Raw genomic sequence first — 18,860 nt, 5'->3', positions numbered from 1 at the left:
AAAAAACTTTGAATAAATTCTTTCTTTAAACTGTAGATTTAATTTGTTTATATGCTATAATGGATTAGTCGTATAAATCATGCTCAGATTTTATATTTCATCTTGTAAAAGAGTGGGAGGGACAACCATGCGCGTTAATATTACATTAGCTTGTACAGATTGCGGAGAGCGCAACTATATTTCTAAGAAAAACAAGCGTAACAATCCAGAACGTCTTGAACTTAAAAAATATTGCTCACGTGAAAAGAAATCGACTCTTCATAGAGAAACTAAATAATAACTTAAACCAAAACCAATTTCGGTTTTGGTTTTTTTCTATGGAATTATGGAGGGGAAGGTATGGCAAAAAAAGAAGCAAGAGAAGAAATGAAAAATCAATTAGCAACTCTAGATAGCATGTTATATCATACATACTCAGAACAAATTGAAAATCGCTTTCTTATTGAAAAAGATGTCGACCAAGCATCCATTATCGGCGTAACAATATCTGCTTTTCCAGAAGTGGATACGGAACGAATTATAAAGAGGCTATGGGAGATGGGGAAAACAGTCGTAGTTCCAAAATGCAGCCCTAAAGAACGAACAATGACCTTTTATAAGTTGGAAAATTTTAATCAACTTGAGACGGTTTATATGCAGTTATTAGAGCCCAATCCACTTTTAACAACATATATATATCCTAATAGTATTGATTTGCTTGTTGTGCCTGGTATTGTATATGATTCATTTGGTTATCGAATTGGTTATGGAGGAGGGTACTACGATCGCTTTTTATCAGAATACAACGGACAAACAATTTCTCTAGCATTTGATTTTCAAGTGTGTGAAGTTGTGGAGCGTGACAACTTTGACCTTCCTGTAAATAAAATAATCACGAATTCACAAATCATTCCATGTCAATTAAATCGTCAAGAGGTGTAATTAGATGAAAACAGTATATGATGTAATGCAACTTTTAAAACGATTTGGAATATACATATATACGAAAGATCGATTAGCAGACTTAGAAATGATGGAAGACGAAATAAAAGAACTGTATAAGATGCAAATGATTGAAGTAAATGACTTTCAGATAGCGATTTTGGTATTAAAACATGAGCAAAATAAATATAAAAGATAATGAGCAACGGATTCATTCGTATCTGTTGCTTTTCTATTTATCTATAAAATGAAACTTACTAGGTTTACAGCCGTCTAATAATGGGTATGAAAATAACAGGCTTGAAAAATTATATCGCGTATCCATTTCATTTTTGTTGATTTATTGTAAATAAAGGATTAAGATATACTCTGTTACTTTTACTCATATTATAAAGTGTGTAAAAAGGGGAGGATGTAGGCATGATGAAGAAAAACTGGCCGACACATTCAATTCTTGTAATTGCTATTGTGGCTACTTGGATTAAAACCTATGTAGTTTATCATACAAGCTTTGACTTGAAAATCGAGAATATGATGCAACAATTTATATTATTTATAAATCCGCTTAGTTTTCTTTTGTTTATTTACGGGATATCACTATTTTTCAAGAGTGCAAAAGCTAGAAATAGATATATTGTTATAACAAGCATCATTCTATCAATAGTGTTATATGTAAATGTAGTTTTTTATCGATTTTTTACGGATTTTATTACAATTCCGGTATTGTTTCAGACAAATAACTTTAGCGATTTAGGAAACTCTGCTAAATCTAGTATTAATTTTACAGATATTTTCTATTTTACAGATGTTGCAATTCTTATCATTGCTTTAAAATGGCTAAAAATTGGTCAGAAAATTTCACTTGTTAAACCAGCTGTTAGAAGAGCATATTTTGTCCTAGCTGCAGCAGTATTGTTTTTAAATTTAGGTTTGTCTGAAATCGAAAGACCACAACTTCTTACGAGAAGTTTTGATAGAGAAATGTTAGTGAAAAATTTAGGACCATACAACTATCATTTATACGATCTATATATTCAATCGAAATCGCATGCACAAAGAGCGCTTGCAGATGGTAGTGAACTTGTGGAAGTAAATAACTATGTTCGATCAAATCAGGCGGAACCTAATGCCAAAATGTTTGGTCTTGCTGATGGGCGAAACTTAATCATTATTTCTATGGAATCTTTACAAAACTTTGTTATTAATAACGATATGAACGGACACGAAATTACACCGTTTTTGAATTCTTTAACGAAAGACAAAGATACTTTTTACTTTTCTAACTTTTACCATGAAACAGGTTTAGGAAAAACGTCTGATGCGGAGTTTTTAGTTGAAAATTCACTATTTCCTTTAGGTGGTGGGGCAGTTTTCTTTACTCATAGTGGGAACAAGTTCCACTCAATGGCAGAAAGTTTGAATGATAAAGGGTATTTCACGAATGTAATGCATCCAAATAATAAAAGCTTTTGGAACAGAGATATGATGTACCAAGCACTCTCTGTTCAGAAATTTTATGATGTGAATAGTTATGATGTTACAGATGATAACTCTGTTGGATGGGGATTGAAAGATACTCCTTTCTTCAAACAATCGGTTGATCTTATGGCAGATATGCCTCAACCATTTTATTCTCGTATGCTTAGTTTAACGAATCATTATCCATTTGACTTAGATGAAGAGGATCAATATATTCCACCTTATGATTCTAATTCTAAGACCTTAAACAAATACTTTCAGACTGTACGATATATGGATGAATCTTTAAAATCATTCTTTGATGATTTAAAAGCTAAAGGTTTGTATGATAATTCGATTATTGTTATGTATGGAGATCATTACGGAATTTCTGAAAACCATAATGCAGCTATGGCTCAATATTTGGGGAAAGAAATTACACCATATGAATCAGCTAAACTTCAACGCGTTCCATTCTTTATTCATATTCCACATAGTGGAGTAGGGAAAGTAGAAACAGAAGTTGCAGGGCAAATTGATATTAGACCTACTATATTACATTTACTAGGCGTAGATACAACGAAAGACATGCAGTTAGGTGCAGACCTATTTTCTAAGGATCATGAGGACTTTGCCATTTTCCGTAACGGTGGTTTTGTAACTGATAAATTGGTGTATGCAGGTAATGCTTGTTACGACAATTCCAATGGTTCGGAAATTGGTATTGAAAATTGCCAACCGTATATTGATCGAACTAACCAAGAACTTGGATATTCTGATCAGATAATTAACGGGGACTTACTACGTTTCTATGATTTGAAAACAGGAAATCTCCTGATTGAACAAGCTGAAAAAGAAAATAAATAATAATAAAGCACAGACAATAATATGTCTGTGCTTTTCCTATGAAACAAATTTCTTTTTTACACGTCTACTACTATAATATGAAGGGGGGAGTCTATTGAAGAAAATTGGAATACTAATTATTTTTGTCATGCTACTGCAAGGTTGTTCGGAAAGTAAAATGACAAAAAAGGAAAATGAAAAGACAGCCATAGTAGATAATGCATCCGCTTTAACAAGTACACCTAAAAAAGCTTCCAAAGAATTTTCGGCGATTTCATTAACATCCTCCTCTTTTCAGAGTGTTATTGGATGGTTATCAAACGATGAAATACTTTTTATTATCTTCGACAAAGGAAAATGGACCGTTCAATCCTATTCCGTTTCGAATCATTTATGGAAAATAATTTACACTTCAACTGTACCGATAATTGAAGGTTTTATTCATCCAAATAAAGAGCTCATCTTATTACATACATCAAATAATTCTTCATCAGCGGAAGTTCAGATTATACATAAGAATGGATACTTAGTGCAAAGCTTATCTTTTGAATCAGATGAACTATATATGGATTGGCATCCAACGAATCCAAATTTAATTGTTTTTACAACATTTTATGAGGATTGGACCTATAATACGTTTGTTTACAATAGTTCTACTCAAAACCTTCAATCTATAGAGGTAGAGAACCCTTTTGTGAAGTGGTACGATGAGGATCACTTAATGTTGTTAAGAGGATCTGATAGCAGTTTAGATGGGAATGAGTTGATACTTTATTCTATTTCTGAAAAATCATTGAAGGAAACAGGTATTATGCATTTAATTGATGTTCAGAATTTTGGAAAAAGCATGCTGTATATTCAGATAAACGAAGAAAAAAAGTTATATGAATATCGTTTCATGGACAATGAAAAGCAAAGTTCTTTTGAATGGACATCACCGGCAATCAGTAATTACTCAGAATGGCTAGTACCAACCATTTCTAGCGTCAATCCAAATCAATTCTTCTTAATTAAAGGATTGGAGAGTGGTAATGTTGATGAATCTAGTGATAGAGGTATTCTTTCGTCCATTTCATTGGATGGGGAGAGGGAATTGGGCGAAGTTCTAGCTCAACCTATTGCATGCTCACCAAACGGAGAAACTTGCTTAGGTGGATATGAGAAGGAGTACTGGATTCAGTTAAATCCCTTAAAAGAAAATGTTTGGATTCACATAGATGAATAGAAAAGAGCTGTTGCACAGTTTGTACAACAGCTCTTTCTATTACATTTTAGTGTAAGCTAGGTGGAAAACCTTGGTTCACGATAGTCATGACTGTAAAGAAGCCAAAAACAGCAAACGAACCAAAGTTAAATAAGACTCCTAGTGCATTCTTTTCTTTAAAAGCTTGAAAAGTACCGATTGCAGCTAAAATTGCAACGAGTCCAAAAATTACCATTAATAAGTTCATGAAAGACACTCCTTTCGACATCAGAAAATGAATGCCGCTTTGCATATTCCTCTTCTATTGTAATTGTATTCGTCATTTTTGTCGAGTGAAATAAGTGGCGATTAATTGAACAAAGATTAGTAAATCGTTTAAAATGATAGAGAGGTGATTATTATGTTAAATGTAAGAACTTATCCATTAGGTTTTATACAAACAAATTGTTATGTTGTATCTAACATGTCCAAGCAATGTTTAATTTTTGATCCGGGTGGTGATGGTGAAAAATTAATACGTGAACTCCAGCGTTTAAATTTGAAGCCAATCGCAATTTTGCTAACGCATGCTCACTTTGATCATATTGGAGCAATTGATGAAGTCAGAGAGGTATTTAAAATCCCTGTTTATATTCATACTGCTGAAAAAAAATGGTTAATAGATCCCGGGAAAAATGGTTCAGGGAAATATGCTGAAATTCCCTCTATTATTTGTAGAGAAGCGGATAATGTTTTAACAAATGAAACGCAATTAGAATTAGGAGACTTTTCTTTTGAATTACTACATACACCAGGTCATTCGCCAGGTAGTATAACGTACTATTTCAAGAAGGATAATTTTGCTATCGTAGGGGATACGCTTTTTCAAAATAGTGTAGGAAGAACAGATTTGCCAGGTGGAAACAATGCAGAATTAATGAAATCCATTCATTCCAAGTTGTTAACTTTGCCAGCGACAACTATTTTATATCCTGGACATGGTGCTTCAACTACACCTGAAGAAGAGATGGAAACGAATCCATTTTTAAATGGTTTTTAAAAAATAATAAAACCTTTCACTCTCACAAGATTGGAATTATATTAAAAAAAGTGCAATCGCTCTTTATGTGCTTTGGACTAAACTTTGGCTGCACTCTTACTGAAAAATGTGGATGTTTGTCCGTCATCCTCTTGAAATGTGTGGAGAAATGTTGCCTTTGGTATGGATAGCGAGAGATAATTTTAAAAGCAGATGAAGTTACAATATAAACCGTTCAGTTGAGTGGTACAAAACTTTAAATAACGCCGTAAATATGGAACAAATAACACTAAATTAAAGTTCAAAAAGCATTGCATTTAGCAGTGCTTTTTTATATGTTTATCGTAGTGTTTTAGCAATAAAAGGAAACTAATTATTAATGTGGTATGATAATTGAAAGGTGTAGGTTTAAAGTTCTAAATAGTATTAGTGAACTGTTATTCAACTAAATAAATATTACATAGTCTTTATCAGTGAAGGGGGAATGAAATTTGAAGTTTAAACAAATTATCATTCTGTTTATCGTTTTGTTATTGTTATCTGCTTGCAATCCTGGCATAGAGCCAAAGGAACATTTTGGAAAAATTTATAGTGTAGCATTAGACTCTATAATGGAACAGGATGATGCGTTAAACGGTGATATGGAATTTATAGCTATTGATATGAGTAATTTCGATGAAGTAAATGAAACTGATAAAAATGAAATTTTAAACTATTTCAACGGGAAATATAAGGTGAAAGTTATGGATGCTACTTTTGAACAACTGAAAGAAATGGGATTATATAATCCAGATACAATGTCATTAGATGGCGTACTTCTTAGAATAGAGAAAGTTGATATTAAATCTAATAATAATATCTTTTTTGAGGGATCCAAGTATCGGTCAGGTTTAGGGGCGGTTGGAGTAGAAGTCACAGTTCATTATAAAGATAATAATTGGAAATCCAAAGAAACCAATATAACTTGGGTGAGTTAATTGTTATCTTGCTAACGGTTGCTTTACTTGAAGAAGGAAGAAGAAAATATTAATTATTCAACTAAAATGCTGAATTATTTTCAGTGTTTTTTGTTGAATAAATCTTACCTTTTCCATCTCTTTTTCCCTTAAATTTGACCGATGAATTAGCAATGGTTTTAACTAATCGGATTAAGCGCTCTAGCATTCGCTTTCCGAGGGGTGAGCGACGAGCGACAAGCCCTTTTATCGTCCAAAGTATACATGAATCAGTGGGTGCGTGAATAGAGTAGGTGTTACTTAGAGAAAAATAGATAGTATCCATTAATAAAGAAGAGTTGAGCGGACGAAATTGCATCTTCGTCCGCTTTTAAAAGATTTGGAAAGTATCTAATCTTTCATTAACCAAATCAATTACATCATGTTTTTACATATTCCAAGGGGTGACGGTCAAACAACCACTACAAGATTACCGAAAAAATGGATCGTGAAGCAGGCACTTCACAATCCACAAAATTTCTAACTATAATAATGTAGCTGATGTTTTGTCCAAAGTACTCGGAAAATAGTAAAGACCTGATGCACTTAATGGGATCTTGCTTTTTATTGGTACTATCTAGTTTTTCTAGTTCTACGATTAAGATAAGATCTCTAATGATGCATGTAAATTTTGTAAGTTAAAAGTATAAAACAGAAGTCAACAACTAGAATGGTGAATTCAATCTAAGATGTTAACTATTTATGAGATGTTTTTAATAAAGGATGTAAAAACAGCAAGTGCAACAAAATACTATGAATACTGGATTTCTTGTAATCAGTTTCATCTTTTGAAAAAGAAAAAAACAGCTCAATAAAATGAGCTGCTTTTTTGGGATGTATAATCAATGCCCAGCGCCTGGTACGTGAATAAACGTTGTATAGTATGTAAAACCGGCGAAGAAGAACATTAAGTAAGCTCCGAAGATGTACATATACATACGTTCAGAAAGGTTTAAGAAGCCTAAAAGTAGGAAAATTCCTGTATTAGCTAAAAATAGTAAAGAAGCTTCTTTCATATCACCTAAATAAAACATAACTGCAAAAATCCCTGTCCAGAATGCCATCACTTTATACATATTGCCCATTTGTAGTCCCTCCTTTTGCAACGACACAAATAATCTCCTATTCATTATAAATGAAATAGTTCATACATGTAAACCGAATATTATCTTTCTATCTACATTACACCACACATTGTCACAAAAATGTGTATTTTATCAGCTTGTTGATTAGCATTTACGAAGTCCATTGCATCCATAAAATATTAATAGCTATTTTCAACAAATGAATTTACAACCATTATAGAACTTCTATTTGATATATGCAATTTTTACAATGCACCTTCTAATATTTAGATTGGTCATAATCATTTAGAAACAGTAGATAGATACATTGGAAAATATATTTCCGATATAAATTAATTGAAAATTCAACAAATTACCTTTCTTTCTTTTCAGATTTCGATTATACTAATGTTGTACAAGTTGTAGCGGTCGCAACTTGTAACTGGAGAAAGGAAAAATGCATGCAACAAATAGAAAATATTGTAGAGCAAAAATGTTTTCAATTACTTAAAAAAGCACATAGATTTGGTGCTTCTGATTTGCACATGATTCCAAATGAAGAGAACTATTTTTATTACTTCAAGAAAAATTCTCAAATGTTTGAGGCAGGGAAGCTTCCCCTGAACATGGGCGAACGAATTATTTCATACTTCAAGTTTTTATCCTCTCTTGATATCAGCGAAAAAAGAAAGCCACAAAGCGGTTCCTTTAAACAGATTTTCAACTCTCAAAAATTTTCATTTCGTGTTTCTACTTTGCCCTCCGTTTTTGGCAAAGAATCATTAGTTATACGACTTCAACAACATGACAATGCCAAGCTCTTACATTCTTTATCGTTATTTCATGATGCTTCCGACAAAATTGTGGAACTTGCAAATAATCGGCAAGGGTTGATTCTTTTTGTTGGTCCTACAGGGTCAGGAAAGTCAACTACGATGTATTCTCTTACAAAATATTGTTCGGAAAATTTGAGCAGACATGTCATTTCTTTGGAAGATCCGGTTGAAAATAGCCAATCTCATTTATTGCAAATCCAAGTGAATGAACGTACCGGTGTAACATATGCTTCAGGGTTGAAAGCTATATTACGACACTCACCTGACGTTATTATGATTGGAGAAATCCGAGACGAAGCTACAGCAAAAGCGGCCATACAAGCAGCTCTCACGGGACATCTTGTAGTTTCTACTATTCATGCAAAAGATGCAGTGGGTTCACTGTATCGATTAATGGATCTTGGAATTTCTTCTGAAGAGCTAAAGCAAACGATTATTGGGATAGTCGCACAAAGGTTGGTAACGGTATCCCTTTCCAAGGAGAAGGAGTTATCAGCTATTTTTGAAATTATTTCGGATGAATTTTTATTGGAAGCATTGACCTCTCTAATGTCTGGGAATGATTTTCAAATTCCATATTCTTTAACACTTTCTTATCAATTAGAGAGAGGGGTAAGAGAAGGTGTTATTCCAAAAAATTCATAATTATTTTGCTAAGAAAGAAGAAACCATTCCGTTAAATGGTCAATCCTCCTTTTTAAAAAGATTGAGCGAATTATTAAAAGAAGGTTATACATTTCATGAAGCGGTTTCTATGTTGTTGCCCTTTTATGTTAAAAAGTCGGATTTTGTCATTCAAAAAATGACGGATGTGCATAAAAACGGGTCAAGTGTTACGGAAGTTTTTAAGTTGCTAGGATTTCCTAATCGATTACTACTTCCTATTAATCTTGCTACGATACATGGACAACTTCAAGAAACTGTGTCGATTTTGGGAGTCCAATCGGCTGTTTTCGAAAGTGCGAGAAAAAGATTAAATAGCTTACTAGTGTACCCTTTGTTTCTGTTTGTTGTTATTTTTTTGTTATTTACAGTTTTTAGAATTTATTTTCTGCCCAATATGGAGTCCCTACTTGGGACAAGAACCAATTTAGACTCAGAAAGTTCTATTATCTGGACAAATGTATTACTACATTTACCTAATTATTTTTTAATTGGTATTGCAACTGCCGTTGTAATTATATTAGTAGTAATTTTTGGAGTACGTAAAAAGAATATAAAGGTACAACTTACTTTTTGGGGAAAATTACCAGTCTTAAATAGTTGGTATCAATTATTCTTTACCAGAGTCTTTTCAAGAGAACTGGGAGGTCTGATAGAAAGTGGCCTTTCCATACAGCGAGCATTTGATGCACTCGTATTTCAAGAAGAACATATTACGCTTCAATTTATAGCGCAACAAATGAGAGAAAAAATCGTACACGGTGAATCATTCTCTGAAGCCGTTCTATTACTAAACTACTTTCCAACGGATTTCCATCAGTTTGTCATACATGGAGAAAATAGTGGTTACCTTGGGAGAGAGTTGACATTGTACAGTGAATTTTTAACAGAAAGAATTGAAACGAAAATATCCAAGTATTTAAGTGTTTTACAACCTACACTTTTTTTGATACTGGCTATTTTTATAATAGGTGCTTACTTAGCCATTCTTCTACCAATCTACGAAATGATAAATATTGTTTAAAAGGAGAGAAAATAAGATGAAATTAATAAAAAATAGTAAAGGATTCACACTTGTGGAAATGATGATTGTGTTGTTAATTATTTCCGTTTTAATATTAATTACTATTCCAAATGTAACAAAACACTCCGCGTCGATTGATGATAAAGGTTGTAAAGCTTTTGCGCGTATGCTCGAGGGTCAAATTGAAGCGTATAAAATAGAAAAGAAAAAGATACCAACTTTAGATGATTTATCTACAGAAGGTTATTTGAAAGGGGATAAAACATGTCCAAATGGGACGGTAGTTATTATTAATCCTGATACTGGAAGCGTGTCTATTGAAGGTGAAGTAGCATCGGGTTCTGAAGCAAGTGGTGGTTAAATTAAATGAAAGAGGATTTACGTTAATCGAAATGCTACTCGTTTTGTCTATAGTAATGGTTATGACTTCTTCCATTATTTTTGTTGCCACTTCTAAGCTTGAGGAGATGGAGGAAAAACGTTTTTTTAAGCAATTTCAATTGGATGTTCAAAGACTTCAAAGTATAGCGATTGGGGAGCAAAAGTATACTTATATCAGTTTTAAGGAAAATGGTTCAAAATATATTGCCAAATCCGCAAATGTAGAATTATTTGAATACGGGATGCCAATTGGAGTTCGGTTATCTAGAGATAGTTCCTTAAAAGATATTACCTTTCATCCAAATGGATCAGTGAAAGAATTTGGAACATTATTATTTGATACAAAGAAAGGCCTAAAAAAAGTTACGCTATATATTGGAAGAGGCAGGATGAATTATGAATAATAGCAGAGGGTTTTCATTGCCTGAAACAATTGTTTCTTTAAGTGTTATTTTTCTAATTGCAACAACTTTGCTTCCATTATTGAGTAATATGACAACACAGCTTGAAGAGAAAAGACGAAAATATCATTCTTCTATTGTCATTCATGAGGGCATAAAAATGCATATTGTAGAAAATATTTTAAGTGGGAAAATGCATATTGATAACTTACTATACACATTTGAAATCGATGAGGAAAAAATTTGTGTGAACTATGAAGGGATGCGAGAGGAGAAATATAATTGCTTATCAATTTCCTTTTGAAAGGAAACAAAGAAGCTGGATACACGTTAATAGAAGGAATTATTCAACTTTCGGTATTAATGCTGTTTTCTCAAGTATTTGCAATAACGGTTGGATTGCTACATAAGGTAGAAGATAATGTGACAAATCCAACTGAGATAGAATGGGCTCTTTTTATACAGGACGTAGAAACCTATTTAAATCATGTAGAAATAATAATGGTGCAAAGAGAAGATATGGGTATACGTTTTCGAAAAAATGAAGAAGAGTTTGATATAGAGATATATGAAAATTTAATTAGAAAACAAAAAAATAGACTAGGTCATGAACAGATGTTGCTCCATGTAAAATCTATTTCAGTCAACCTGGAAGGAAATTCATTGAAGTTTGCTGTAGAGTTTATGAATGGAATAAAAAAGGAGCACACATTTTATGTTACATTTCATTCAAAATGAGAAAGGGGTATTACTTCCTGCCGCTATTTTATTGCTATTAATCGTTTGTTTTTCATTATTTACGATAACTGCTGCATACCAATCAAAATATCGAACGTATGATTCGTTGGAATTGAACAATATTAATGCTACTATCAAAAGAATAGAAAATTTTAACGAACGCGAAAAATAATCCTGGTATGTAGTGAGTTGGTGAATCATGTACAAAGTATATTTAGTTGGTTTTATGGGAAGTGGAAAAAGTGCAGTCGGTAGAAGGCTGAGCTATTTATTAAAAATGCCTTATTATGATATGGATAAAGAGATTGTGAAATATGAACAAAAGACAATTCCAGAAATTTTTGACCAGAGAGGAGAGGCGTATTTTCGAAAATTAGAAACAGAATTCCTTCAAAACTTTCGAAATGAATCGTGTATCATTTCAACGGGTGGTGGGGTTGCAATGAATGATGAAAATATCCGGATAATGCGAAAAACTGGTTTAGTTTTATTTTTAGATGCAACGTTCCATGATATTTGGATTAGAATAAAAAATGATAAAAATAGACCAATTGTACAAAGTAGTACGAGAGAAGAATTGGAGCAGTTATATAATAAGCGAAGAAAATTTTATAAGAAGTCCGCGCATATTACAATTCTTACAGAGTATCGCCCTCTAAGGCAAGTGACGGAGTATGCTGGATATCAAGTAAATAGGTTAAAAGGCGAATGATTATGTGAAATCTTAAATTAATGTTCGTTATTAAAGTAATTTATGAAAAAGATTGCTTCCTTTATCGTTCAATGTTAGGATATAGACAAAGCCAGTGAATAATACAGATATAGCGGATGAGCATACGGGGAGAGAACGCATTCGATGCGTCGCCGAAGGAGCAAATAATGAATTTTATGAATCTCTCAGGCAAAAGAACTCGTATAGGACGCAACTCTGGAGAGTGCTTTCGTTTATACTACGCAAAGCCACCAAAGAGGAAAGCCATTTTGGTAAACTTTCAGGTGCCAGGACAGAGAACCCTTGTTTTTAAAAAGGGGTTTTTCTGTCCTTTTTTGTGTGAAAATTCAAAAGGGGGAGATTTTTATGTCGGAACAGTTGAAGCGTACACCTCTATTTAATGACTATGCAACTTATGGAGGAAAAACAATCGATTTTGGTGGCTGGGAGTTACCTGTTCAATTTTCAAGTATTAAAGAAGAACACGAAGCAGTGAGAACGAAAGCAGGATTGTTTGATGTCTCTCATATGGGAGAAATAACAGTTATAGGTCCAAAAGCTGAAGATTTTCTTCAAATGTTGATAACAAATGATGTTTCCAAATTAGTAATTGGTCAAGCACAGTATACTGCAATGTGTTACGAAGATGGCGGTATTGTGGATGATTTATTAGTTTATAAAAAAGAAGAAAATAACTACTTATTGGTAGTGAATGCATCGAATATTGAAAAGGATTTTGAATGGATGAAACAAAACGCACCTGGTGATGTTGATCTAAACAATAAATCAGATGAATTTGGTCTGCTTGCATTGCAGGGTCCATTAGCACAAAGCATTTTACAAAAGTTGACCTCTAATAATCTTGATGAAATTGGATTCTTCCGTTTTGCGGATAATATAGAAGTGGCTGGAAAAACAGTTCTTATCTCTCGTACTGGTTACACTGGTGAAGATGGATTTGAAATTTATGCAGCAAGCAATGATGTTTCGGACTTATGGAGAAGCATTCTTGAAGCCGGTAAAGAAGATGGACTTCTTCCTTGTGGACTTGGAGCAAGAGATACATTACGTTTTGAAGCTTGCCTGCCTTTATACGGACAAGAGTTATCCAAAGACATTTCTCCACTCGAAGCGGGTTTAGGATTCGTAGTAAAACTTAAAAAAGAAAAAGATTTCAATGGTAAATCTGTATTGGCTAATCAAAAAGAAAATGGCGCTCCTCGAAAAAGTATTGGAATTGAAATGATTGACAAAGGTATTCCACGTACTGGATATCCAGTGTTCGTTGGTGAAAAGCAAATAGGCTTTGTTACTACAGGTACTCAGTCTCCTACACTGAAAAAAAATATCGGTCTCGCTTTAATTGACGCAACATTTGCAGAACTTGGTCAAGAGTTAGAAGTTGAAATTAGAAATAAACGTTTGAAAGCTGTTACTGTAGCCACACCATTTTATAAAAGACAAAAATAATTGCAGAAAGAGGTTGTCCATTCATGAAGCATCGCTATCTACCAATGACTGAACAAGATCAAAAGGAAATGTTAGATGTAATCGGCATCTCTTCCGTTGATGAATTGTTCGCAGATATCCCTGAGAAAGTCCGATTTAAAGGGGAGTATAATATAAAACCTGCAAAAGCGGAGTCGGCTTTATTGAAAGAATTAACTGCACTTGCAGATAAAAATGCGGATAGCAAAAAATACGCATCTTTTCTAGGCGCTGGTGTTTATGATCATTTTAAGCCAATCATTGTAGATCATGTTATTTCTAGATCTGAATTTTATACAGCGTATACGCCATATCAACCAGAAATCTCGCAAGGAGAGCTTCAAGCTATTTTTGAATTTCAAACGATGATTTGTGAACTAACTGGAATGGATCTTGCAAACTCTTCTATGTACGACGGTGGTACTGCTCTAGCAGAAGCAGGAAATTTAGCGGCAGGACATACAAAAAGAAAAAAACTTTTAGTTTCTGAAGCGGTTCATCCGGAATATATTGATGTTGTGAAAATGTATGCAAAAGGTCAAAATGTGAACGTTGTTACGATCCCATCAAAAGATGGTGTGACGGACTTAGTAAAACTAGAAGAATTAGTAGATGAAGAGACTGCTGCAGTAATAGTCCAATATCCAAACTTCTTTGGTCAAATTGAAGATTTAGCGAAAGTCGAGCAACTAACACATGAACAAAAAGCATTATTCGTTGTTTCTACAAACCCACTTGCTCTAGGAGCATTAACTCCACCTGGTAAGTTTGGAGCAGATATTACAGTTGGAGACGCTCAACCTTTTGGAATTTCTGAAGCATTCGGTGGACCTCACTGTGGTTTCTTTGCAGTAACATCTAAATTAATGCGTAAAGTACCTGGTCGACTAATTGGTGAAACAACAGATGAAGAAGGTCGTCGCGGATTTGTATTAACGCTACAAGCACGTGAACAACATATTCGTCGCGATAAAGCAACTTCTAACATCTGTTCTAACCAAGCATTAAATGCGCTTGCTGCTTCCGTAGCAATGACTGCACTAGGTAAAAAAGGCGTGAAAGAAATGGCTATTCAAAATATTACAAAGACACACTATGCAAAACAAGCATTTGAAAAAGCTGGCTTTGTAGTTCCATTCCAAGGCGCTCATTTCAATGAAATCGTTGTAAAAGTGAATAGTTCAGTTGCAAATGCAAATAAAGCACTACTTGAAAAAGGAATTATCGGTGGATTCGACTTAGGTCGTGTAAATTCAGACCTTAAAAACCATGTGTTAATCGCTGTAACGGAACAACGTACAAAAGAAGAGATAGATGCACTCGTGCAAGAAATGGGGGCTCTTTATGCATAAAGATAATCAACCACTAATTTTTGAAATTACGAAAGAAGGCCGTGTAGGGTATAATCTACCCGAATTAGATGTGCCAGAAGTAGATTTAGCATCTCTTTTGCCACAAGGTGTACTTCGCGAGGTAGAGGCGGAATTACCAGAGGTATCTGAGTTAGATATTATGCGTCACTATACAGCACTTTCTAATCGTAATCACGGTGTGGATACTGGGTTTTATCCACTAGGTTCTTGTACGATGAAATACAATCCAAAAATAAATGAATCAGTTGCACGTTTCCCAGGATTCGCTAATATTCACCCATTACAAGATGAATCCTCTGTTCAAGGTGCAATGGAGTTAATGTATGATCTTCAAGAACATTTAATCGAAATTACAGGTATGGACGAAGTGACGCTTCAACCGGCCGCTGGTGCACACGGTGAATGGACAGCTTTAATGATGATACGCGCTTTCCATGAAGCAAATGGGGATACTCAACGCACGAAAGTAATTGTACCTGATTCAGCACATGGAACGAATCCGGCATCTGCAACAGTCGCAGGTTTTGAAACTATTACGGTGAAATCAGATGATAATGGTTTAGTAGATTTAGAAGATTTACGCCGCGTAGCTGGTCCAGATACAGCAGCCTTAATGCTTACAAATCCAAATACATTAGGTCTTTTTGAAGAAAGTATTTTAGAATTAGCTGAAATCATCCACGGTGTTGGTGGTAAATTATACTATGACGGAGCGAACTTAAACGCAGTTATGTCAAAAGCTCGTCCAGGGGACATGGGATTTGACTGTGTTCACTTGAATTTGCATAAAACGTTTACAGGCCCACATGGTGGTGGTGGTCCAGGTTCAGGTCCGGTAGGAGTGAAAGCTGACCTAATTCCATTCTTACCAAGCCCAGTTCTTGTAAAAGAGGATGACAAATATACTTTCGATTACAATCGCCCACAAACGATTGGTCGTGTAAAACCATTCTACGGAAACTTTGGAATCAATGTACGTGCTTATACATATATTCGTTCAATGGGTCCAGATGGTCTAAAAGCAGTAACAGAATATGCAGTATTGAATGCAAATTATATGATGAGACGTTTGGAAGAATACTTTGATCTTCCTTATAACCGTCATTGTAAGCATGAATTTGTATTAAGTGGTCGTCGTCAGAAGAAATTAGGTGTTCGTACACTTGATATGGCGAAACGCCTGCTAGATTTTGGATATCATCCACCAACAATCTACTTTCCACTAAATGTAGAGGAAGGTATGATGATTGAACCAACAGAAACAGAGTCTAAAGAAACATTAGATGCTTTCTGCGATGCAATGATTCAAATTGCAAAAGAAGTAGAAGAAAATCCAGAAATTGTTCAAAATGCACCACATACGACAGTAATAAATCGTTTAGACGAAACAAAAGCTGCTCGCCATCCAGTATTACGATATACAAAAGCATAAAAGAGAAAGTGCGGTCCTAAAAATGGATCGCACTTTTTTACTATCAATTCGTAAATAGTAAAAAAGGAATCATTGCATCGTTGTGGTTTTTATATAATGCGCAACATGTAATCTAAATAGTAACCACCGGGATTTAGCGCTCTGGCATTCGCTTTCCGCTGGCGTTGCCTCAGCCTCCTCGCTGTGCTGTGGGGTCATCAGCTAACACTATTCCCGCAGGAGTCTCATGCTCCTGCGCGAGCTCGTCGCAGAAAAGAAGTTGCTCCTGCGCGAGCTCGTCGCAGAAAAGAAGTTGCTCCTGCGCAAGCTCGTCGCAATACGATATACCGCCGCGCTAAATCCACATAATGTAGCACTTTAAAAAAAAAACCGATAAGTGAATAAGCTAAATAAAATACTCTACTAATGCGACTGCTATCTCACAATAAAGCTTTAACTTGCTATGAGATTATGAGTATTAGTTTGCAAACTATCAATATATTGCGCAAATGTCCAAGAATGTTGCGAGTACCACGGCCTGTATTGCGAATATGCCTCGTAATGTTGCGCAAAAAGTGTCCAATGTTGCGCATAATTTATCGGACAATCGTATCCGGATAAAAAGTGCAGATACCTATGCCGAAGTGCGATGTTACTGAATAGATAGCAAGCCCCGGGGATTGCAGCGAAAGGGCAGCGACTCCAGCGAGATGAGTGAGACAGATGAGCCATTACAAACGAAGCAAATGCGGCAATGATGGTTTATCGCTCACCCCGTGGAAAGCGTCCGCCTTGTAGCGGAAATCAACTAATGCGCACTATATAAAACATGTGTAACACCTTTTTTACTTTGGGTTTGGAATAATTAGTTTACAAATAGAAAAAGGCTCTTCTGTTTAAAGAAGAACCCTAACATATTATTTAGATTTAATCTTGCCAGTCCAAGTTTTGAATCCACCTTGAAGCTGATTCAAATCTGTACATCCTTTTTTCTTTAAAAACATGGCTGCACGAGCACTTCTTGCCCCACTTTGACAATACAGATAAACAGGCTTATCAGAACGAATTTCATTAAAACGTTGTCGAAGTTGTGAAGATGGAATATTTCTTGCCCCAAGAACATGTCCTGCATCAAATTCTTTTGGTTCTCTTACATCAATTAATTGAGCTTTACGATAACCCTCAATAAACTGTTCTTGTGTAAGATTTGTAACGGCTTTCTTCAGACGGAACGCTTGTACACCAGCATAAGCTAGCAAAATGACAAGTACAGCGATCATAATGTATAAAATAGTAGGCACGGTCTTTCCCCTTTCTATGTTTCCATACTCATTATAAAAGATTAACTAGATACAATTCAATCTATTTGATAAAATGAATAACGTTGTTAGGGGGAATTTGTAATGGAAAAGACAAAATGGTACTTTATTAACTCTGGTCCTTGTAGTCCATCTTATAATATGGCACTAGATGAAGCACTGCTTGATTGGCATAGTGAGGGACTTATACCACCAGTCATTCGATTCTATGAATGGAATCCGGCTACATTGTCCATTGGTTATTTTCAATCTGTTGAAAAAGAAATAGATTTAGAAGCAGTGGAGCGTTTAGGTCTTGGTTTTGTTCGTAGACCAACCGGAGGAAGAGGAGTTCTACATGAACATGAGCTTACGTATAGCGTTATAGTATCTGAGAAATATCCTGACATGCCTGCTACCGTTACGGAAGCTTATCGTGTAATTAGTGAAGGATTATTACTTGGTTTTCAAAAACTAGGTCTAGATGCTTATTTTTCTATTCCTGACACAGAAGAGAAAAAAATAGATTTAAAGAAACCGAAGTCAGCTGTTTGTTTTGATACTCCAAGTTGGTATGAACTTGTTGTGGAAGGAAAAAAAGTAGCTGGTAGTGCTCAAACGAGACAAAAAGGTGTTATACTTCAACACGGAGCAATTTTGTTGGATTTAGATGAAGATAAACTCATTCAGACGTTTAAGTTTGCTTCCAATGAGGTAAGAGATAGGGTAAAAGCAAGTTTGTCAAAGAAAGCAGTTGCTATAAACAAAATTAGTCAAAGTCCTGTATCAATCGACGACTGTAAAATAGCTTTTAAACATGGATTTGAAGTTGCTTTACACATAGATTTAGTAGAAATTACACTAAGTGAAGCGCAAGAACAGTACGTGAATGAGCTGGAACAGAAGCGATATTCAAATGATGAATGGAATTTTAAAAAATAATTATATTTTTTTTAGTCCTTTAGTACATTGACTACTGATATGCTTGCGTTCGTAGCTAATATGCTGATTTGCAAAATAACACAACAT

Annotated in this window: 22 protein-coding genes and 1 riboswitch; of the genes, 19 read left to right on the top strand and 3 right to left on the bottom strand. The window is 34.6% G+C overall.

Annotation, left to right across the window (positions count from 1 at the left end):
* Positions 1-127: 127 nt before the first annotated feature.
* From rpmG to ACEPXD_RS11275, 5 genes are all read left to right on the top strand, one after another.
* Entirely contained in the window at positions 128-277 is a 150-nt protein-coding gene (rpmG, locus tag ACEPXD_RS11295; RefSeq protein ID WP_093265860.1) for a 50S ribosomal protein L33, read from the top strand.
* Between the two features lie 62 nt (positions 278-339).
* Positions 340-921, top strand: coding sequence for a 5-formyltetrahydrofolate cyclo-ligase (locus ACEPXD_RS11290; RefSeq protein ID WP_391116061.1), 582 nt, complete (start codon positions 340-342; stop codon positions 919-921).
* 4 nt (positions 922-925) lie between these two features.
* Positions 926-1,120: a YqgQ family protein gene (locus ACEPXD_RS11285; RefSeq protein ID WP_391116060.1), complete on the top strand. Its 195-nt coding sequence runs from the start codon at positions 926-928 to the stop codon at positions 1,118-1,120.
* 221 nt (positions 1,121-1,341) lie between these two features.
* Entirely contained in the window at positions 1,342-3,246 is a 1,905-nt protein-coding gene (locus tag ACEPXD_RS11280) for an LTA synthase family protein (protein ID WP_391116059.1), read from the top strand.
* A gap of 94 nt (positions 3,247-3,340) precedes the next feature.
* Complete coding sequence (locus ACEPXD_RS11275; protein WP_391116058.1) at positions 3,341-4,450, top strand: hypothetical protein; 1,110 nt, start codon at positions 3,341-3,343, stop codon at positions 4,448-4,450.
* A gap of 46 nt (positions 4,451-4,496) precedes the next feature.
* Here ACEPXD_RS11275 and ACEPXD_RS11270 read toward each other — a convergent pair whose 3' ends face one another.
* Positions 4,497-4,676 (bottom strand): DUF2759 domain-containing protein, encoded by a 180-nt coding sequence (locus ACEPXD_RS11270; protein WP_151700345.1) that lies wholly within the window; start codon positions 4,674-4,676, stop codon positions 4,497-4,499.
* 153 nt (positions 4,677-4,829) lie between these two features.
* Between ACEPXD_RS11270 and ACEPXD_RS11265 the strand changes: the two genes are divergently transcribed.
* Both ACEPXD_RS11265 and ACEPXD_RS11260 read left to right on the top strand, forming a co-directional pair.
* A complete protein-coding gene (locus ACEPXD_RS11265) occupies positions 4,830-5,468 on the top strand; it encodes an MBL fold metallo-hydrolase (protein ID WP_391116057.1) in 639 nt (212 codons plus the stop codon).
* Between the two features lie 470 nt (positions 5,469-5,938).
* Positions 5,939-6,424, top strand: coding sequence for a peptide ABC transporter substrate-binding protein (locus tag ACEPXD_RS11260; RefSeq protein ID WP_391116056.1), 486 nt, complete (start codon positions 5,939-5,941; stop codon positions 6,422-6,424).
* Between the two features lie 860 nt (positions 6,425-7,284).
* Here the strand turns inward: ACEPXD_RS11260 and ACEPXD_RS11255 are convergent.
* Positions 7,285-7,527, bottom strand: coding sequence for a DUF2626 domain-containing protein (locus ACEPXD_RS11255; protein WP_391116055.1), 243 nt, complete (start codon positions 7,525-7,527; stop codon positions 7,285-7,287).
* A 440-nt stretch (positions 7,528-7,967) separates the two neighbouring features.
* On the opposite strand from ACEPXD_RS11255, the gene comGA reads away from it, so the two are divergent.
* From comGA to gcvPB, 11 genes are all read left to right on the top strand, one after another.
* Positions 7,968-8,987, top strand: a complete 1,020-nt coding sequence (gene comGA, locus ACEPXD_RS11250) for a competence type IV pilus ATPase ComGA (RefSeq protein ID WP_391116054.1) — start codon at positions 7,968-7,970, stop codon at positions 8,985-8,987.
* Entirely contained in the window at positions 8,965-10,029 is a 1,065-nt protein-coding gene (gene comGB / locus ACEPXD_RS11245) for a competence type IV pilus assembly protein ComGB (protein ID WP_391116053.1), read from the top strand. Before comGA ends, comGB begins: the two co-directional genes overlap by 23 nt.
* A 16-nt stretch (positions 10,030-10,045) precedes the next feature.
* Positions 10,046-10,390 carry a competence type IV pilus major pilin ComGC gene (gene comGC / locus ACEPXD_RS11240; RefSeq protein ID WP_391116052.1) on the top strand — a complete coding sequence of 115 codons (345 nt, stop codon included), beginning with the start codon at positions 10,046-10,048 and terminating at the stop codon, positions 10,388-10,390.
* A complete protein-coding gene (comGD, locus tag ACEPXD_RS11235) occupies positions 10,383-10,814 on the top strand; it encodes a competence type IV pilus minor pilin ComGD (protein WP_391116051.1) in 432 nt (143 codons plus the stop codon). Before comGC ends, comGD begins: the two co-directional genes overlap by 8 nt.
* Entirely contained in the window at positions 10,807-11,115 is a 309-nt protein-coding gene (locus ACEPXD_RS11230; protein ID WP_391116050.1) for a hypothetical protein, read from the top strand. The genes comGD and ACEPXD_RS11230 overlap by 8 nt, the downstream gene beginning before the upstream one ends.
* The gene (gene comGF, locus ACEPXD_RS11225) at positions 11,112-11,549 is read left to right on the top strand and encodes a competence type IV pilus minor pilin ComGF (RefSeq protein ID WP_391116049.1); all 438 of its coding nucleotides are present in this window, start codon (positions 11,112-11,114) and stop codon (positions 11,547-11,549) included. Before ACEPXD_RS11230 ends, comGF begins: the two co-directional genes overlap by 4 nt.
* Positions 11,527-11,721, top strand: coding sequence for a hypothetical protein (locus ACEPXD_RS11220; RefSeq protein WP_391116048.1), 195 nt, complete (start codon positions 11,527-11,529; stop codon positions 11,719-11,721). The genes comGF and ACEPXD_RS11220 overlap by 23 nt, the downstream gene beginning before the upstream one ends.
* A gap of 27 nt (positions 11,722-11,748) precedes the next feature.
* On the top strand, positions 11,749-12,261 hold the full coding sequence (locus ACEPXD_RS11215; RefSeq protein ID WP_391116047.1) for a shikimate kinase: 513 nt from the start codon (positions 11,749-11,751) through the stop codon (positions 12,259-12,261).
* Positions 12,262-12,377: 116 nt separating this feature from the next.
* A riboswitch (glycine riboswitch) is annotated at positions 12,378-12,472 on the top strand.
* Positions 12,473-12,627: 155 nt separating this feature from the next.
* Positions 12,628-13,731, top strand: a complete 1,104-nt coding sequence (gene gcvT / locus ACEPXD_RS11210) for a glycine cleavage system aminomethyltransferase GcvT (protein ID WP_391116046.1) — start codon at positions 12,628-12,630, stop codon at positions 13,729-13,731.
* A gap of 23 nt (positions 13,732-13,754) precedes the next feature.
* On the top strand, positions 13,755-15,101 hold the full coding sequence (gcvPA, locus tag ACEPXD_RS11205; RefSeq protein ID WP_391116045.1) for an aminomethyl-transferring glycine dehydrogenase subunit GcvPA: 1,347 nt from the start codon (positions 13,755-13,757) through the stop codon (positions 15,099-15,101).
* The gene (gene gcvPB / locus ACEPXD_RS11200) at positions 15,094-16,554 is read left to right on the top strand and encodes an aminomethyl-transferring glycine dehydrogenase subunit GcvPB (RefSeq protein WP_391116044.1); all 1,461 of its coding nucleotides are present in this window, start codon (positions 15,094-15,096) and stop codon (positions 16,552-16,554) included. The genes gcvPA and gcvPB overlap by 8 nt, the downstream gene beginning before the upstream one ends.
* Before the next feature lie 896 nt (positions 16,555-17,450).
* Here gcvPB and ACEPXD_RS11195 read toward each other — a convergent pair.
* Positions 17,451-17,813 carry a rhodanese-like domain-containing protein gene (locus tag ACEPXD_RS11195; RefSeq protein WP_391123188.1) on the bottom strand — a complete coding sequence of 121 codons (363 nt, stop codon included), beginning with the start codon at positions 17,811-17,813 and terminating at the stop codon, positions 17,451-17,453.
* 123 nt (positions 17,814-17,936) lie between these two features.
* Here ACEPXD_RS11195 and ACEPXD_RS11190 point away from each other — a divergent pair, with 123 nt between their 5' ends.
* The gene (locus tag ACEPXD_RS11190) at positions 17,937-18,773 is read left to right on the top strand and encodes a biotin/lipoate A/B protein ligase family protein (protein WP_391116043.1); all 837 of its coding nucleotides are present in this window, start codon (positions 17,937-17,939) and stop codon (positions 18,771-18,773) included.
* Positions 18,774-18,860: the final 87 nt, after the last annotated feature.

It is taken from the genome of Psychrobacillus sp. L3, assembly GCF_042945595.1.
In the GTDB taxonomy this organism is placed as follows: domain Bacteria; phylum Bacillota; class Bacilli; order Bacillales_A; family Planococcaceae; genus Psychrobacillus.
This window is presented reverse-complemented; position numbering and strand designations above follow the sequence as displayed.

Coding starts and splice junctions, on each gene's coding strand:
- rpmG (WP_093265860.1), top strand. CDS start 128: ATGCGCGTTAATATTACATTAGCTTGTACAGATTGCGGAGAGCGCAAC.
- ACEPXD_RS11290 (WP_391116061.1), top strand. CDS start 340: ATGGCAAAAAAAGAAGCAAGAGAAGAAATGAAAAATCAATTAGCAACT.
- ACEPXD_RS11285 (WP_391116060.1), top strand. CDS start 926: ATGAAAACAGTATATGATGTAATGCAACTTTTAAAACGATTTGGAATA.
- ACEPXD_RS11280 (WP_391116059.1), top strand. CDS start 1,342: ATGATGAAGAAAAACTGGCCGACACATTCAATTCTTGTAATTGCTATT.
- ACEPXD_RS11270 (WP_151700345.1), bottom strand. CDS start 4,676: ATGAACTTATTAATGGTAATTTTTGGACTCGTTGCAATTTTAGCTGCA.
- ACEPXD_RS11265 (WP_391116057.1), top strand. CDS start 4,830: ATGTTAAATGTAAGAACTTATCCATTAGGTTTTATACAAACAAATTGT.
- ACEPXD_RS11255 (WP_391116055.1), bottom strand. CDS start 7,527: ATGGGCAATATGTATAAAGTGATGGCATTCTGGACAGGGATTTTTGCA.
- comGA (WP_391116054.1), top strand. CDS start 7,968: ATGCAACAAATAGAAAATATTGTAGAGCAAAAATGTTTTCAATTACTT.
- comGC (WP_391116052.1), top strand. CDS start 10,046: ATGAAATTAATAAAAAATAGTAAAGGATTCACACTTGTGGAAATGATG.
- ACEPXD_RS11230 (WP_391116050.1), top strand. CDS start 10,807: ATGAATAATAGCAGAGGGTTTTCATTGCCTGAAACAATTGTTTCTTTA.
- ACEPXD_RS11220 (WP_391116048.1), top strand. CDS start 11,527: ATGTTACATTTCATTCAAAATGAGAAAGGGGTATTACTTCCTGCCGCT.
- ACEPXD_RS11215 (WP_391116047.1), top strand. CDS start 11,749: ATGTACAAAGTATATTTAGTTGGTTTTATGGGAAGTGGAAAAAGTGCA.
- gcvT (WP_391116046.1), top strand. CDS start 12,628: ATGTCGGAACAGTTGAAGCGTACACCTCTATTTAATGACTATGCAACT.
- gcvPA (WP_391116045.1), top strand. CDS start 13,755: ATGAAGCATCGCTATCTACCAATGACTGAACAAGATCAAAAGGAAATG.
- gcvPB (WP_391116044.1), top strand. CDS start 15,094: ATGCATAAAGATAATCAACCACTAATTTTTGAAATTACGAAAGAAGGC.
- ACEPXD_RS11195 (WP_391123188.1), bottom strand. CDS start 17,813: ATGATCGCTGTACTTGTCATTTTGCTAGCTTATGCTGGTGTACAAGCG.
- ACEPXD_RS11190 (WP_391116043.1), top strand. CDS start 17,937: ATGGAAAAGACAAAATGGTACTTTATTAACTCTGGTCCTTGTAGTCCA.